This is a genomic window from Deinococcus actinosclerus (genome assembly GCF_001507665.1).
GTDB lineage: Bacteria > Deinococcota > Deinococci > Deinococcales > Deinococcaceae > Deinococcus > Deinococcus actinosclerus.
Window position 1 is genome coordinate 2,248,203 of the sequence record NZ_CP013910.1, and the last position, 13,668, is coordinate 2,261,870.

Here is a 13,668-nt window from a genome sequence, read left to right on the forward strand (position 1 = left end):
TTCACGGGTGCACGCGGGCCTGTCCCCCGCTTCCGCCGGTTACCAGTTCGCCTGGGTGGTGGTGGTGTCCCCGCCACTGCCGGTCATCAGGAGGCCCAGCTGGGTCTCGGTGGCGTTCGCGGCGTTCACCTCACCGACGATCCTGCCCTCGTACATGACCAGGATGCGGTCGGCGAGGTTCATGACCTCCCCGAGGTCGGCGCTGACGAGCAGCACGGCGAGGCCCTGGTCGCGCGCCTCGACGATGCGGGAGTGGATGAACTCGATCGCGCCGATGTCCACCCCGCGGGTGGGCTGGCTGGCGACCAGGATCTTGGGGCCCTTGCGCATCTCGCGGGCGACGATGATCTTCTGCGCGTTCCCGCCGGAGTAGCTCCCGGCGGGGAGGGTGGCGCTGCGGGGGCGGACGTCGTACTGCTCGCTGAGGGTGCGGGCGTTCTCGTCGATGACGTCCTGCTTGAGGATGCCCAGCGGCCCGGCGAAGGGCGCGCGGTCGTGTTCGCCCAGGATGAAGTTCTCGGCGGTGGTCATCTCGAGCACGAGGCCGCGTTCGTTGCGGTCCTCGGGCACGTGCGACAGGCCGCTGGCCTCGACCTCGCGCACGCCGCGCGCGGTCTTGCCGAGGTACGTGATCTGGCCCTGGTACGTCTGGAGGCCGGTGATCGCCTCGACGAGTTCGCTCTGGCCGTTGCCCTCGACGCCCGCGATGCCCACGATCTCGCCGGCGCGCACCTGGAAGCTCACGCCGTCCACGGCGTTGCGGTGCTCGCCCTTGACGGTGACGTTCTGCACGTCCAGCGCGGCGGCGCCGGGGTTGGCCGGGGCCTTGTTGACCTTCAGGGTCACGTCGCGGCCCACCATCATGCGGGCCAGGATCTCGGTGGTGGCGCCCTGGGTGGGGATCGAGCCGATCATCTTGCCGTCGCGGATGACGCTGATGGTGTCGCTGATGTGCAGCACCTCGTGCAGCTTGTGGCTGATGAACACGACGGCGTTGCCGCTCTTGGCGTACTGGTTGACCAGGAAGTCGAACAGCTCGTCGGTCTCGCTGGGGGTCAGCACGGCGGTGGGTTCGTCGAGAATCAGGATGCGCGCGCCGCGGTACAGGGTCTTGAGGATCTCGACCTTCTGCTGGAGGCCCACGGCCAGTTCACCCACGATGGCGTCGGGGTTCAGGGCGAAGTTGAACTGCTTGATGAGTTCCGCGACGCGCTTGCGGGCGGCGGCGTAGTTGATGCTGCCGCCGCTGGTGGGTTCCATGCCCAGGATGACGTTCTCGGTGACGGTCAGGGTCTCGACGAGCATGAAGTGCTGGAAGACCATGCCGATGCCGCGCTTGATGGCCTCGCTGGGGTCGGTGAGGTTCACGACCTCGCCGTCCACGACGATCTCGCCGCTGGTGGGGGGCTGGATGCCGTACACGATCTTCATCAGGGTGCTCTTGCCCGCGCCGTTCTCGCCGCACAGGGCGTGGACGCTGCCCCACTTGACCTGCATGGAGATGTTGTCGTTGGCGAGCACGAGGGGGAAGCGTTTGGTGATGCCGCGCAACTCCAGCGCGTTCGGGGAGTTGTGCTGAACCGCGCGCAGAACGTCGGCCTGTGGAACAGTCATAACGTTCAGTCTAGCTTTCGCGGGCTCGTCTGGACAGACCCCGGGGGGGCCGCCCGACTCGCCCGGTCGCCCGCTACGCTGGCGGCATGCGGCAGCCCATCACGGCCCTGATGCGCACCCCGGCCGAGGTGCAGGACATTCACCGGAGTGCGGCCCGGCCCGATCTGCCCTTCTTCGCGGCGGGGGCGTGTCACGTGCTGGCCTTCGCGTTCCTGGAGCGGTATCCGCGGGCGGGCTTCCGGCCGCGCTTCATCCGGCCCGCGCCGGGGTGCCGTGGGGCGCACGTGTTCGTCTCGGACGGTCAGCTGGCGTTCGACGCGCAGGGCTACGTCGCGGAGGCCGAGCTGCTGCGCGGGCACGCGCTGGCCTGTCAGCAGCTGCACCCGGGCTGGGCGGCGGAGGTGGTGGCGATCGAGGTGCCGCTCGCGGCGTTCTGCGCCGCGAACAACCACCGGGCGCCGTGGGACTTTCCGGGCGACGTGTGGGCCCGGGCGCTGGCGTACCTGAACCGCTTCCCGGCTCCGCCCCGGAGTGTGCTTCACGCACGTTCAGGGGAGGAATGAGGCATGATGAGGCCATCATGGAAACGCTGTGGTTGACGGTTACGAACCTGGGTCGTGACGAGGTGTTCATCATCGTGCTGGCACTGTTCACGTGGCTGGTGCGCCCGCAGGGGGGGCGGGAGCTGGGCGTGGCGTTCGCGCTGAGCTACCTGCTGAACTCCGCGCTGAAGTACGGCCTCGATCTGCCGCGCCCCTTCACGAACGATCCGGCGCTGGCGTCGGAGGCGGCGAAGGCCACGGCGGGCGGGCCGGGCCTGCCGAGCGGGCACGCGCAGATGAGCGCGACGCTGTGGCTGGGCATCGCGGCGCAGCTGCGCTCGGCGGGCTTCACGGTGTTCGCCGCGCTGCTGGTGGCGCTGATCTGCGCGTCACGGCTGCTGCTGCACGTGCATTACCCCAGCGACATCGCGGTGGGGCTGCTGCTGGGCGTGATGTTCGCACTGCTCGCGGCGCGGGTGCACTTCCCGCAGGCGGGGGTGCTGCGCTGGGGGATTCCGGCGGCGCTGCTGGTTGTTGCGGCCTTCATTCCGGCGGGCGCCCCGCGCGAGTTCGGGACGGGGCTGGGCCTGCTGGCGGGCTTCTGGGCGGCGCGGCCCACCTTCGCCCCGCCGCGCGACTGGGCGGGCCGCCTGATCGTGGCCGCGCTGGGGCTGGTGATGGTGTTCGCGGTGTACTTCGCGCTGGGGGCGCTGCCGCAGGAACTCAAGGACATGGGCGTGGTGCGGGCGCTGCGGTACGCGGCTCTGGTGCTGGTCGCCGCCGAGGGCGTGCCGCTGGCGCTGCGCCGCTGGCTGCCTGCCCAGGCGAGTGCCGCGCAGGGAGCGCCGCAGGTCGTACACTGACGGTCATCAGACCCGTGCGGGGCAGGTCAGACCTGTCCCTTTTTCCTTCCCGGATAGTCGTTGCCACGTCCTTTCGTCGCCCTGTTCCTGCCCTGCACGCACTGTTCCTCTGCCCTGCTCCCGCCCCGTACTGCCGCGCCCCGTGGAGGCCTCTATGAACCGACGTTCCCTGCCTGCCGCCCTGCTCATCGTCACGCCGCTGCTGGCCGGTGTGGCCGCGCTGGCCCAGACCGGCCCCGCGCCGGCCAGTCCTGCCGCGTCCACCACCCTGAAGGCAGGTCCGGCCGACCCCGCGCGCGGCGAGGCGATCGCCGCCAGTTGCAGCGGCTGCCACGGCCCCACCGGCCGCGCGCCCGTCCTGAAGGGCCAGCCCGCCGCGCAGATCCAGAACGCGCTGCTGGCCTTCCGCAGCGGCACGCGCCGCAACGGCACCATGCAGGGCGTCGCCTCGCGCCTGAGTGACCAGGACATCGTGGACGTCGCCGCCCACTTCGCCGGCCCGCCCACGCCGCCCGCGGCCCCTGCCACCACACCGCCCGCCCCGCCCACCCCGGCAGCGCCGCCCACGCCCACGCTGCCCACGACCACCGCCGCGCCCGGCACCCTGGGCCGCACCCTCTACCTGGAGGGCGACCCGGCCCGCGACCTGCTGGCCTGCGCGGTCTGCCACGGCGAGGACGGCCGGGGCGCGGACGCGGTGGGCATCCCGGCCATCGCGGGCCGCAGCGCCGCCAGCGTCCTGGCGACCCTGAAGGACTACCACGCCATGCCGCCCGTGGGCATCGCCTACCCCGACGCCATGCGGATCGCCGTCAAGCCGCTGTCGGACGCGGACATGAGCGCCGTTGCCCAGTTCGTCGCCACGTTGAAGTAGGCGCCAGCGACAGGGCTCCCTACCGCCGTCCGGGTGCCCCGCTCAGCGCACCCGGACGGCCTTCGTGGCGGGCTGCGTGCGGAGCCAGCGCACGAAACGCTGCACGTCCTCGTGGGTGCGCAGCGCGGCGAGGTCGCTGTACTCGCGGGCCAGTTCCACGTTCGAGAAGGTGCGGTGCAGGAACTTGTGGCACGGGCCGCACAGCATGGTGGTGGGCAGGTCCGTGACGCGCAGGCCCTGACGCCGCCCCTGCGAGCGGGGCAGCAGGTGATGCTCGGTCAGCTGCGGCACCGCCCGCTCGCACAGCGCGCAGGTGGGCGCCTCGCGGGGCGGCGGGGGCCACGTGGATTCGGGCTGGCGGCGGGCCATGACCCGCCCAGGATAGGTCAGGCCCCCGGCGGGTCACTGCGCCGGGGGTCGCAATCCGTCCTGCTCGGCGGACGGGGTCTACAGGCGGGTCAGGCTGGGGTACTTCTGGATGGCCTCGTCCTCGGAGAGGAACTCGCCGGGCGCGTCGGGGCTCCAGACGACGTCCGCGCGGATCAGGTCGCCCGGGGCGACGCTGCTGATGGCACTCAGGGCCGCGCGGGCCTCCTGCGCGGTGGTCACCCCGGCGGGCGGCAGGGCCGAGAGGGCATGGGCGGCCACCATGATCGTCACCGCGAGGTACTGGTCGCTGGGGTCGCCCTTGAAGGTGTAGTCGTCGCGGTGCTGGTAGCCGCTGTGCGGGTCCCTGTTCTGGTAGTTGCTGGTGGTCTGCTCGGTGAAGGCGGCGCGGGCCTCGGTGGCCCAGGCGCCCACCTGACTGTCCGTGGTGCTGGCCGAGCCCTGGGCGCGCTGCACGTTGCCGTACACCCAGCGCTCCGGGTGGCGCAGCGCGACGAGCGCGGCCTCCTGGAGCATGCGCGCCAGGCCCTCGTTCGTGTCGGGGTCGCCGCTCTGCGCCACGCGCTGCAGGGCGCGCTTGACCTCGTCGCCCTCCGCGAGGAGCAGCTGCACGCTGACGGCCTGGGCGGTGCCGCTGACGCTGCTCAGGCCGCGCGCACCCCCGCCCAGGTTGCGGCGCATGACCATCACCACGGCGAAGATCACCACCCCGAAGATGATCAGGCCGACCAGCCCGAAGCCGCCGCCCCCGGTGCTGTACCCGTAGCCGCCCCCGTACCCGCCGTTGTTGATGATGATCGGGCCGCTGTACCCGCCGCCGTAGCCGCCGCCGTAACTGCCGCCCCGCGAGGAACTGCCGCCACTGTAGCCGCCCCCGGACCGGGAACTGCCGGAGCTGGAACTGCCGGAACTGCGGCCCCCGAAGCCCCCACCGGACTGTGCGTGGGCGACGGAGGCGATCAGCGTGGTCAGGACGAGCAGCAGGGCCGCCAGCAGCAGCAGGCGGCGCGGGGCTGCGCCGGGGTGGGCTCGGGTCATGCGTCAGTCTACGGGGCGCGCGCGGCGCACGTTCCGCCCCGCCCCTGCACGCTTCCTTCACGCCGGGGGTCGGCTCGGCTCCTTCACGCCGGGACGGCACTGGGCCGTCACTGAGGCGCCACCGGGGCGGGGGCTACACTGCGGGGTATGGAGAACGTGATCACCCTGACTGCCGATGCCTGGGAGGCCTTCCTGGCTGGCCTGTACGAGCGCGACGACCGACTCAACCTGCGCCGGGACGGCGAGACGTACGCGCGCGACGAGGTGGTGGACGCCTGGGTCATGAGCGGGCACGCCGAGGCGCTGCGCAGCGCCGATCTGGACGGCGACGTGTGGGGCACCCTGGAGGACATCGAGGAGCAGGCCCCGGACGAGGCGGCGGCTTGGGCGAAGATCCGCGCGTTCTACCTGGAGCGCGGCTGCGTGCTCGTGCAGGTGCAGGGGTACGACGAGCCGGAGGACTGGATCCTGACCGAGGCGCTGGCCCGCCGCCTGGGCCTGATCCCGGCTTGAGGGGCCCATCCATCAGGAAGCCCTGAACGCCGTGTAAATCGCGCCTCATCCTGCACAGATGAGCGGGGCGTAGGCTGGCTCTCATGAAAAGCGACCGTCACTTTCCCGTGAAACGCCTGCTCGTGCTGGGTGCCCTGGTGGGCGCCGGCGCGTACTACTTCAGCCGTGAGCAGAACCGCCGCGCCCTGGATTCCAAACTGGCCGAACTGGGCCTGAAGGACGCCGCGCACGACGTGGGCGAGAGCGTCACGAAGGGCTGGGAGAAGACCAAGGAGGCTGCCAAGGACGCCGGGGCCGTCATCGCCGACAAGGCCGGCGAGGTCAAGGACGCCGCCGCCGGTGGCGCGCAGGCCGCCGCCGACAAGGTCAAGGAAGTCGCGGGCGACGTGAAGGACGCTGTGCAGGGCGCCGCTGACAAGGCCGGGGACGCCGCGAAGGACGTGGCCGGCACCGCCAGCGACAAGGCGAGCGACGTGAAGGCCGCCGCCCAGGACAAGGCGGGCGACCTGAAAGCGGCCGCGCAGGACAAGGCCGCCGAGATCAAGGCCGACACCCAGGCCAAGGTGGCGGACGTGAAGGCCGACGCGCAGAAGGCCGCCAACGACGTCAAGAGCGCCGCCCGCGACGCCAAGAACTCCTGATCCATTCACGGTAGAAGCAGCGCCCCGCCAACCAGTGGCGGGGCGCTGCCGTGCCGCGGGGTGCGGTCAGCGGCGGGTGAAGTCCGCGCCCTGCGGCAGCCGTTCCAGCCACGCGGCGATGATGTCCGTGCAGGCCTTCACGTCCCGCTCGTCCACCATCTCGCTGGGCGAGTGCATGTAGCGGTTGGGAATGCTGACCACGGCAGTCGGCACGCCCGCGCGCACCAGGGTCAGGGCGTCGGCGTCGGTGCCGGAGTAGCGGCCCGAGGCGCTCAGGGTGAACGGCACGCCCGCCTCGCGGCCCGCGTCGGTCATCTGGCGGGTCAGGACGGGGCTGACCATCGGGCTGACCGTCAGGTTCGCGCCGGACCCGAAGGGCACCACGCCGTACTTCTTCTCGCTCACGCCCGGCTGCTTGGTCTCGTGGGTGACGTCCACCGCGACGCCCGCGACGGGGTCCAGGTGGTAGCCGCCGAGCTGCGCGCCGAAGCAGCCGATCTCCTCCTGGCTGGTGCCCACGGCCACCACGCGGTACGGGAGGTCCTTCCCGGCGACGGCGCGCAGCGCCTCCAGGACGATGAACGCGCCCACGCGGTTGTCCAGGGCGCGGCCCACGACGCGCGTGCCGACCATGATGGGGCCCTGCTCGATCACGGCGTACGTGCCGACCGGCACCTGTTCCGTGACCTCCTCCTTGCTCAGGCCCAGATCGATCCAGAGGTCCTCGATCCGGCTGGCCTTGGTGCGCTCGTCGGCGTCCATGACGTGAATGGCCTTCTTGCCGATCACGCCGATCAGGTCCCCGCCGGGCGCGAGCACCCGGATGCGCTGCCCGACGAGCACCTGCGGGTCCCAGCCGCCGACCGGCAGGACGCTCAGGAAGCCCTCGTCCCCCACGTGCGAGACGATCAGGCCGATCTCGTCCAGGTGGCCCATCAGGGCGACGGCGGGGGCGTCCTCGGGGCCCACCTCGGCGTACACGTTGCCGTAGTGGTCCTCGTGCGTGCGTGCGAACGAGGCCGCCTCGGCGAGCCAGACGTCGGCGGCGCGGCGTTCCAGGCCGCTGGGCGCGGCGGCGTCCAGAAGTTTGAACAGGAATTCACGGTTGATGCTGGTCACGTCCGCGAGTCTACGCCGGAACGGGCGTTCGTTCGCAGGGGGTCATGGGCACACCGTCCGGCTGGGCCGTGCCGCCCGCACGCCTGGGAGGCCGCCCATCCGCCAGAATGCAGGCACTCATGCCGGACGCCATCCCTTTCACCGACAGCCCCGACATCCAGGTGCGGGTCGAGGTGCTGTTCATGCCCTCGCACAGCCAGCCGGGTCGGCTGGTGTTCGCGTACATCATCCACATCGAGAACCGCAGCGACCAGACCTGGAAGCTCCTGGCGCGCCACTGGAACATCGTGGACGGCCTGGGCCGCGAGACCAGCGTGGACGGCGAGGGCGTCGTGGGCGAGCAGCCGGTCCTGCCGCCCGGCGGGTCGTTCACGTACGACTCGTTCGTGACGCTGGAGGCCGCGCCCGGCCACATGGGCGGCCATTATGTCATGCAGGACGCCTGGGGCGCGCGTGCGCGCGTGCCGATCGCGCCGTTCATCCTGGCGGAACCGGGCGCCCGCACCCTGAACTGAGACGAACTCCGGTTGAATGGTTGGTCAAAACCGTTCAACCCGGGCGGACGCGACTCGAAGAGCGGCCTCAGACCGGGACGCGCTGACCCGGGCGCTCGTCGAGCACACTGTCCGGCACGCCCGCCAGGGCGGCGTGGACGACCTCCAGGCCCGCGCCGGGCTTGTGGCCCTGTTCGCTGATGGTGCGTTTCCAGTGGCGCGCGCCGGGCTGGCCGGCGAAGAGGCCGAGGGTGTGTTTCATCATGCGGTTCAGCGGCTGCCCGGCCTGGAGTTGTGCGGCGACGTAGGGCAGGTACGCCTCCACGGCCTCGCGACGCGTGACGGGCGGGGTGGCCTCCCCGAAGATGTCGGCATCCGCGCGGGCGAGGATGAACGGGTCCTGGTACGCGGCGCGGCCGATCATGACGCCGTCCGCCCAGGTCAGCGCGGCCTGCGCGGCGTCCAGCGTGAGCACGCCGCCGTTCAGGACGATGGTGAGGTGCGGGAAGTCGGCCTTCAGCTGCCGCACGACCTCGTGCCGCAGGGGGGGAATCTCGCGGTTCTCCTTGGGGGACAGGCCCGAGAGCCACGCCTTGCGGGCGTGCACGATGAACGTGTCGCACCCGGCGGCCTCCACCGTGCGGATGAAGCCGGTCAGGTGTTCGTAGCTGTCGAGATCGTCGATGCCGATGCGGTGCTTGACGGTCACCGGGAGGCGGGTGGCGGCGCGCATGGCGTCCACGGCGCGCGCCACGACGTCCGGGGTGCCCATCAGGCACGCGCCGAACGAACCGCTGCTCACGCGGTCGCTGGGGCAGCCGCAGTTCAGGTTCACCTCGTCGTAGCCGTAGCCTTCCGCGATGCGGGTGCAGTCCGCGAGGGCCCGGGCGTCGCTGCCGCCCAGTTGCAGCGCGACCGGGTGCTCTCCCGCGTCGAAGGCGAGGTGCCGGTCGCGGTCACCGTGCAGGATCGCGCCGGTCGTGACCATCTCGGTGTACAGCAGGGTGCGGCGGGTCAGGGTGCGGTGAAAGACGCGGCAGTGCCGGTCGGTCCAGTCCATCATCGGCGCGACCGACAGCGTGTGCGGCGGCCGGGTCTGTGGGGGGCGGGCAGGGGCACTCATCAGCCCGTCAGTGTACGCCGCGCCCGCCGCCCGCAACCGTGAGGCGGGTATCCTGCCCGCGATGCTCCTGACGTCCTCTCCCCTGCCCGGCTGGCCGGACACCCGCCCACTGGGCAGCGTGCCCATTCGGGAGGCGGCGGGCCTGCTCCTGCCGCACGATGGGGGCCCGGTGGCCGACCTGCGGGATCAGCCGGAGCGCTGGGCGCTGCTGACCGACGTGACGGCGGCGCTGCGCCGGGGCATGCCGGTCCTGGGCTGGGGCACGGGCGCGGCGCTGCTGGGCCGCGCGCTGGGCGCCCAGATTCACGGCCCGGATGGGGGTCTGGAATGGGCGGCCCTCCCGCGCGGCGCGCAGGTCCACAGCTGGGCCGGTGAGATGCCGCGGCACTGGACGCAGGGGCGGGCGGCGGCCTGGGCCACCCCGGACCTCCCCGGGTGGGTGCGGACTGCGTTTCTGGCGGCGCTGCCCGGCTGGGCGGACCGCACGCCCGGCTCCCCGCTGGAGGAGCTGGGGGGCGTGCCCACGCTGGAGGGGGTCGTGACCGAGTTCTACGCCCGCGCGCGCCGCGACCCGCTGCTGGGGCCGGTGTTCGCAGCGCATGTCGAGGACTGGCCCGCGCACCTGGGGCGCGTCACGGCGTTCTGGGTGACGCTGCTGGGCGGCGACGCGGACCTCGCTCCGTGGCGGGGGAACCTGAACGCGGCGCACGCGGGACTGGGCGTACGGGGCGAGCACCTGCGGGCGTGGCTGACACTGTGGGAGACGACCGCGCGTGACCTCCTGCCCGCTCCCGCCGCCGACCTGCTGACGGCACGCGCCCGGGCGATGGGGGCGCGTCTGGGTGGCCCTGGTTCACGTCAGCGGGCGTAACGGCGCCCGGTGTAGTTCGTGAACACCCCGATGCCGTAACTGACGCGCCGCACGCTGTCCAGCACGGCGCGGCCGTTCCAGGCGATCCCGGCGCTGCTGCCCCCGTCGAGCAGCAGGGCGTCGCGCACGCCCAGGCGCAGCAGCAGCTTGCCCATCTCGGTGGTGGTGAGTTTCGCGTGCGTGCTGACGAGCACGAGGTCGCGGTTGCTGACCAGCCCCACGGCGCTGCGCGCGGCCCGCCCGAACAGCGCCGGGTCGCGGAACGCCGTGCTGTAGCGCGTGACGACCTGCCCGCCGCTGAGGATGCGCGGCCCGGTGGCGATCACGGTCTCCATGCCGGTCCAGCTCGTGTCCAGCGGGCGGCCCAGCAGCGCCGTGGCGCTGGGACGGATCGCGGCGCGGTTGTCCGGCGTGATCGCCAGCGCCTGCGGGATGCGGCCCCAGGTGAGCAGCCGCCCCTGCATCACGATGTCCCCGGCAGGCGCGAAGGACTGCGGGTGGAAGTAGCTGCCGTTCACGAGCACGCGCGCGCCGCTGCGCCGGGCGAGTTCCCCGACCCGCGCGCCGGAATTGAACACCAGCGCCCGCCCGGGCAGCACCGGGGCGACCAGCGTGCTGCGCCAGCGCAGGTCCACGTTCGCGATCTGCATGGGCACGTTCAGGGGTGTCAGGCGCTTGAAGGTCACGGGATCACGCTGCGGTTTCGGGGGGATCGGAACGGGCACCCGGGACGGCACGAGCAGTTTCTTGCCGGGCACGATGTGCTTGAAACTCCCCAGTCCGTTCAGGCGGCGCAGGTCGTCCACGCTCAGGCGGTAGCGGGCCGCCAGGGCCTGCGGGGTGTCCTTCACGCCCACGCGGACGTAGCGGTACACCACGCGGACCTCGGTGGTGGGAGGCCGGACGGGCGCGGCCACGCGGGTGCGGGGCGGGATCTTCAGGCGCTGCCCGACCGCCAGCGCCGTGCCCCGGAGGCTGTTCCCGGCCTGGAGCGCCGCGACCGTCACGCCGAACCGGGCCGCGATGGCACTCAGGGTGTCGCCCTTTTTCACGGTGTACGGGCCCGCGCTGCTGGCCGGACGGACCGGCGACGCGGCGCCGGCCGGGCCCACGAGGCGCAGGACCTGCCCGGCGCGGATGGTGGTGCCACTCAAGCCGTTCAGGCGCTGAATGTCGGCCACGCTGACCCCGGTGCGGGTCGAGATGCGGAACAGCGTGTCGCCGGGCCTCACCGTCACGCTGGCCGGAAGCGCCAGTGCGGCGGAACCCAGACCGGCCAGCAGAAGAGAAGAGAACAGTCGCCGCATGCGGTCACACCTGATCACAGTTGCCCCCCCCGGGTCGTGAACTGAAGCTGACGTGACGTTCATGCCCCGGTGGCGACGCCCGGGGCCTTCAGCCCTCACCCGGACGCCAACCGGGCCGCCGGGCCGCCTCGGTCCCGGCCCGTGAGCCCCCACCGCGCGAGGCGCCGGTCGGGATTCAGGTGCCGGGAGTGCTGCCCGGGAAGACCGCCACCCGCCCCACCATGTAGGCGCAGCCGTACAGGAAGAGGGTCGCCACCGGCAGCAGGCGCAGGCCCAGCCGCTGCGGCGTGAGCTTCTCGCGGATCATCAGTTCGATCACGTACAGGGTCAGCAGACAGAACCCGGCGTACATCCAGTGTTCCCAGTCGCGGCTGGGGTCCGCCGGGAACCCGTACTTCGTGACGCCCTTCCCGACGTCCGTGGCGCTGGGCACCTTCGCGCCGCCCAGGGCCAGCAGCACGCCGGTCACGCCGGGCAGCAGGGTCAGCACCCAGGTCAGGCGCAGCCAGACCATGAAGCCCGGCCCCACCCGCCCCTTGATGGCCGGCGCGACACTCCAGATGAACAGCACCAGGGTCGCCAGCGCGTACGGGGTGGGGAAGAAGAACGCGGCGGCGTTGTTGAACTGGTACCCGTGGATGAGGCGCAGGAACTCCATGCGCGCAGCGTAAAGCATCGGGCGGGCAACAGAAGACCCCGCCCAGGGTGGGGCGGGGCCGCAGAGACGGTGGGGGGGCGTTCAGCCCGCGTCGGGGTGGCGGTTGGTCTCGTGCAGGTGCACGGGCTTGCCGCGCCGGGCGCGCAGGTTCAGGAGTTCCACGGCGATGGCGAAGCCCATCGCGAAGTACGTGTACCCCTTGGGGATCTTGAAGCCGAAGCCGTCCGCGATGAGGTTCACGCCGATCAGGAGCAGGAACGCCAGGGCGAGCATCTTCACGGTGGGGTGCGCCTGCACGAACTCCCCGATGGGGCGCGCGGCGACGAGCATGATCAGCACGGTCACGACGACGGCCGCCACCATCACGCCGATGTCGTCGGCCATCCCGACGGCCGTGATGACGCTGTCGAGGCTGAACACGATGTCGAGGATCATGATCTGCCCGATGATCGCGGCGAAGTTCGCCCCCGCCACCTTCCCGGCGGTGGGCGCACCCTCGTGCGCGCCGGGTCCTTCGAGCTGCTCGTGCATCTCCTTGACGGCCTTGTACAGCAGGAACAGGCCACCGAAGATCAGGATCAGGTCCCGTCCCGAGAAGCCCATGCCGAACAGGGTGAACAGGTCGTTTTTCAGACTGTAGATCCAGCTGATGGAGAACAGCAGCCCCAGGCGCATGACCATGGCGGCCAGCAGGCCGATGGTGCGGGCCCGCTGCCGCTGCTCCGGCGGCAGCTTCCCGGCCAGGATCGAGATGAAAATGACGTTGTCGATGCCAAGGACAACTTCAAGCAGCAGCAGCGTACCGAACGCCAGCCACGCTTCGGGCTGGGTGATCCAGCCGAACAGTGATTCCATTGTGTCACTCCGCGAAACAGAAAGCGGACGCTGCCACGCACGTCCAGGATGCCGTTGGGGGTAGTAACCCGAGTCCGCGCCCGTGCGGCGCGCCAGGGATCATGTTCCCCGACACCCGGGGGGCCGGTCAAGACCCGTCAAATCTTCATGCTGCGCCCTGGCGGGGGGTAGCGCCGTCCAGGAACACCGCCAGCAGCGCCCGGGCGGTGCCCTGCGGATCGCTGGTGGGCGCGCCGGTCACCAGCGGGTACGTGATCGCCAGGAACGCGCGGGCCAGCATCGCCGGGGGCAGGTCGCCGCGCAGTTCGCCGCGCGCCGCCGCGTCCTCGAACAGGCGCGAGAGTCCGCCGACCCAGACCCGGCGGTACTCCTGCTCGAACGCGGCGCGCCGCTCGGGGCTCACGTGCCGCAGTTCGCTCGCCAGTTGCAGCCCGACGCGCTGCTCGGGGGCGCTCGCCAGCAGTTCGTACACCAGGGTGTCCAGTTGCAGGCGGATGCCCACCTGCGAGTTCGCGGCCTGCACGAGGCGGCTCAGGCCCGCCAGGGTGCCCTCCAGCATGGCGAGGAACAGCGCCTCCTTGTCGGCGTAGTGGTGGTACAGGGCGGGCTTGGTGACGCCGACGGCCTCCGCGACCTCGCGCATGCTGACCCCGTGGTAGCCGCTCTTCACGAACAGCCGCGCCGCCTCCTGCTGAATGCGGGCGCGGGTCGTATCGGGCACAGCGGGGGAAGACACAGGAGGAACCGTCATTGCCGCTCATGATAGCGG

16 protein-coding genes are annotated in these 13,668 nt (G+C 71.6%); 7 read left to right on the forward strand and 9 right to left on the reverse strand.

Going from position 1 to position 13,668, the window contains the following annotated elements; genetic code table 11:
- Nucleotides 1–39: 39 nt before the first annotated feature.
- Nucleotides 40–1,614: an ABC transporter ATP-binding protein gene (locus AUC44_RS10895; protein ID WP_062158643.1), complete on the reverse strand. Its 1,575-nt coding sequence runs from the start codon at nt 1,612–1,614 to the stop codon at nt 40–42.
- 86 nt (nt 1,615–1,700) lie between these two features.
- On the opposite strand from AUC44_RS10895, the gene AUC44_RS10900 reads away from it, so the two are divergent.
- The 3 genes from AUC44_RS10900 to AUC44_RS10910 all read left to right on the forward strand — a co-directional run bounded on the left by AUC44_RS10900 (nt 1,701) and on the right by AUC44_RS10910 (nt 3,893).
- Nucleotides 1,701–2,177 (forward strand): hypothetical protein, encoded by a 477-nt coding sequence (locus AUC44_RS10900; RefSeq protein ID WP_062158644.1) that lies wholly within the window; start codon nt 1,701–1,703, stop codon nt 2,175–2,177.
- Nucleotides 2,178–2,194: 17 nt separating this feature from the next.
- Nucleotides 2,195–3,019: a phosphatase PAP2 family protein gene (locus tag AUC44_RS10905; protein ID WP_062158645.1), complete on the forward strand. Its 825-nt coding sequence runs from the start codon at nt 2,195–2,197 to the stop codon at nt 3,017–3,019.
- A 154-nt stretch (nt 3,020–3,173) separates the two neighbouring features.
- Complete coding sequence (locus AUC44_RS10910; protein WP_062158646.1) at nt 3,174–3,893, forward strand: c-type cytochrome; 720 nt, start codon at nt 3,174–3,176, stop codon at nt 3,891–3,893.
- Nucleotides 3,894–3,935: 42 nt separating this feature from the next.
- Here AUC44_RS10910 and AUC44_RS10915 read toward each other — a convergent pair whose 3' ends face one another.
- Together AUC44_RS10915 and AUC44_RS10920 are read right to left on the reverse strand one after the other, a co-directional pair.
- On the reverse strand, nt 3,936–4,262 hold the full coding sequence (locus tag AUC44_RS10915; RefSeq protein WP_062158647.1) for an HNH endonuclease: 327 nt from the start codon (nt 4,260–4,262) through the stop codon (nt 3,936–3,938).
- 78 nt (nt 4,263–4,340) lie between these two features.
- Nucleotides 4,341–5,318, reverse strand: coding sequence for a DUF1517 domain-containing protein (locus AUC44_RS10920; protein ID WP_062158648.1), 978 nt, complete (start codon nt 5,316–5,318; stop codon nt 4,341–4,343).
- Between the two features lie 147 nt (nt 5,319–5,465).
- On the opposite strand from AUC44_RS10920, the gene AUC44_RS10925 reads away from it, so the two are divergent.
- The gene (locus tag AUC44_RS10925) at nt 5,466–5,831 is read left to right on the forward strand and encodes a hypothetical protein (protein ID WP_062158649.1); all 366 of its coding nucleotides are present in this window, start codon (nt 5,466–5,468) and stop codon (nt 5,829–5,831) included.
- Nucleotides 5,832–5,914: 83 nt separating this feature from the next.
- Nucleotides 5,915–6,472, forward strand: a complete 558-nt coding sequence (locus tag AUC44_RS10930; RefSeq protein WP_062158650.1) for a hypothetical protein — start codon at nt 5,915–5,917, stop codon at nt 6,470–6,472.
- A gap of 66 nt (nt 6,473–6,538) precedes the next feature.
- Here the strand turns inward: AUC44_RS10930 and AUC44_RS10935 are convergent, their stop codons facing one another.
- The gene (locus AUC44_RS10935) at nt 6,539–7,591 is read right to left on the reverse strand and encodes a M42 family metallopeptidase (RefSeq protein WP_062158651.1); all 1,053 of its coding nucleotides are present in this window, start codon (nt 7,589–7,591) and stop codon (nt 6,539–6,541) included.
- A gap of 119 nt (nt 7,592–7,710) precedes the next feature.
- Here AUC44_RS10935 and apaG point away from each other — a divergent pair, with 119 nt between their 5' ends.
- A complete protein-coding gene (gene apaG, locus AUC44_RS10940) occupies nt 7,711–8,106 on the forward strand; it encodes a Co2+/Mg2+ efflux protein ApaG (RefSeq protein WP_062158652.1) in 396 nt (131 codons plus the stop codon).
- A 67-nt stretch (nt 8,107–8,173) separates the two neighbouring features.
- Here apaG and dusA read toward each other — a convergent pair whose 3' ends face one another.
- Nucleotides 8,174–9,208, reverse strand: a complete 1,035-nt coding sequence (gene dusA, locus AUC44_RS10945; RefSeq protein ID WP_062158653.1) for a tRNA dihydrouridine(20/20a) synthase DusA — start codon at nt 9,206–9,208, stop codon at nt 8,174–8,176.
- Nucleotides 9,209–9,269: 61 nt separating this feature from the next.
- On the opposite strand from dusA, the gene AUC44_RS10950 reads away from it, so the two are divergent.
- Nucleotides 9,270–10,079, forward strand: a complete 810-nt coding sequence (locus AUC44_RS10950; protein WP_062158654.1) for a group III truncated hemoglobin — start codon at nt 9,270–9,272, stop codon at nt 10,077–10,079.
- Here the strand turns inward: AUC44_RS10950 and AUC44_RS10955 are convergent.
- From AUC44_RS10955 to AUC44_RS10970, 4 genes are all read right to left on the reverse strand, one after another.
- Nucleotides 10,067–11,386 carry a LysM peptidoglycan-binding domain-containing protein gene (locus AUC44_RS10955; RefSeq protein ID WP_062158655.1) on the reverse strand — a complete coding sequence of 440 codons (1,320 nt, stop codon included), beginning with the start codon at nt 11,384–11,386 and terminating at the stop codon, nt 10,067–10,069. The genes AUC44_RS10950 and AUC44_RS10955 overlap by 13 nt on opposite strands.
- Before the next feature lie 175 nt (nt 11,387–11,561).
- Nucleotides 11,562–12,044, reverse strand: coding sequence for a hypothetical protein (locus tag AUC44_RS10960; protein ID WP_062158656.1), 483 nt, complete (start codon nt 12,042–12,044; stop codon nt 11,562–11,564).
- Nucleotides 12,045–12,125: 81 nt separating this feature from the next.
- A complete protein-coding gene (locus tag AUC44_RS10965; RefSeq protein ID WP_062158657.1) occupies nt 12,126–12,899 on the reverse strand; it encodes a TerC family protein in 774 nt (257 codons plus the stop codon).
- 145 nt (nt 12,900–13,044) lie between these two features.
- Complete coding sequence (locus tag AUC44_RS10970; RefSeq protein WP_062158658.1) at nt 13,045–13,650, reverse strand: TetR/AcrR family transcriptional regulator; 606 nt, start codon at nt 13,648–13,650, stop codon at nt 13,045–13,047.
- Between the last annotated feature and the right edge of the window lie 18 nt (nt 13,651–13,668).

Bases quoted from the DNA above. Each gene is read 5' to 3' on its own strand.
- AUC44_RS10895 (WP_062158643.1), bottom strand. From the start codon at position 1,614: ATGACTGTTCCACAGGCCGACGTTCTGCGCGCGGTTCAGCACAACTCC.
- AUC44_RS10900 (WP_062158644.1), top strand. From the start codon at position 1,701: ATGCGGCAGCCCATCACGGCCCTGATGCGCACCCCGGCCGAGGTGCAG.
- AUC44_RS10905 (WP_062158645.1), top strand. From the start codon at position 2,195: ATGGAAACGCTGTGGTTGACGGTTACGAACCTGGGTCGTGACGAGGTG.
- AUC44_RS10910 (WP_062158646.1), top strand. From the start codon at position 3,174: ATGAACCGACGTTCCCTGCCTGCCGCCCTGCTCATCGTCACGCCGCTG.
- AUC44_RS10915 (WP_062158647.1), bottom strand. From the start codon at position 4,262: ATGGCCCGCCGCCAGCCCGAATCCACGTGGCCCCCGCCGCCCCGCGAG.
- AUC44_RS10920 (WP_062158648.1), bottom strand. From the start codon at position 5,318: ATGACCCGAGCCCACCCCGGCGCAGCCCCGCGCCGCCTGCTGCTGCTG.
- AUC44_RS10925 (WP_062158649.1), top strand. From the start codon at position 5,466: ATGGAGAACGTGATCACCCTGACTGCCGATGCCTGGGAGGCCTTCCTG.
- AUC44_RS10930 (WP_062158650.1), top strand. From the start codon at position 5,915: ATGAAAAGCGACCGTCACTTTCCCGTGAAACGCCTGCTCGTGCTGGGT.
- apaG (WP_062158652.1), top strand. From the start codon at position 7,711: ATGCCGGACGCCATCCCTTTCACCGACAGCCCCGACATCCAGGTGCGG.
- dusA (WP_062158653.1), bottom strand. From the start codon at position 9,208: ATGAGTGCCCCTGCCCGCCCCCCACAGACCCGGCCGCCGCACACGCTG.
- AUC44_RS10950 (WP_062158654.1), top strand. From the start codon at position 9,270: ATGCTCCTGACGTCCTCTCCCCTGCCCGGCTGGCCGGACACCCGCCCA.
- AUC44_RS10955 (WP_062158655.1), bottom strand. From the start codon at position 11,386: ATGCGGCGACTGTTCTCTTCTCTTCTGCTGGCCGGTCTGGGTTCCGCC.
- AUC44_RS10960 (WP_062158656.1), bottom strand. From the start codon at position 12,044: ATGGAGTTCCTGCGCCTCATCCACGGGTACCAGTTCAACAACGCCGCC.
- AUC44_RS10965 (WP_062158657.1), bottom strand. From the start codon at position 12,899: ATGGAATCACTGTTCGGCTGGATCACCCAGCCCGAAGCGTGGCTGGCG.
- AUC44_RS10970 (WP_062158658.1), bottom strand. From the start codon at position 13,650: ATGACGGTTCCTCCTGTGTCTTCCCCCGCTGTGCCCGATACGACCCGC.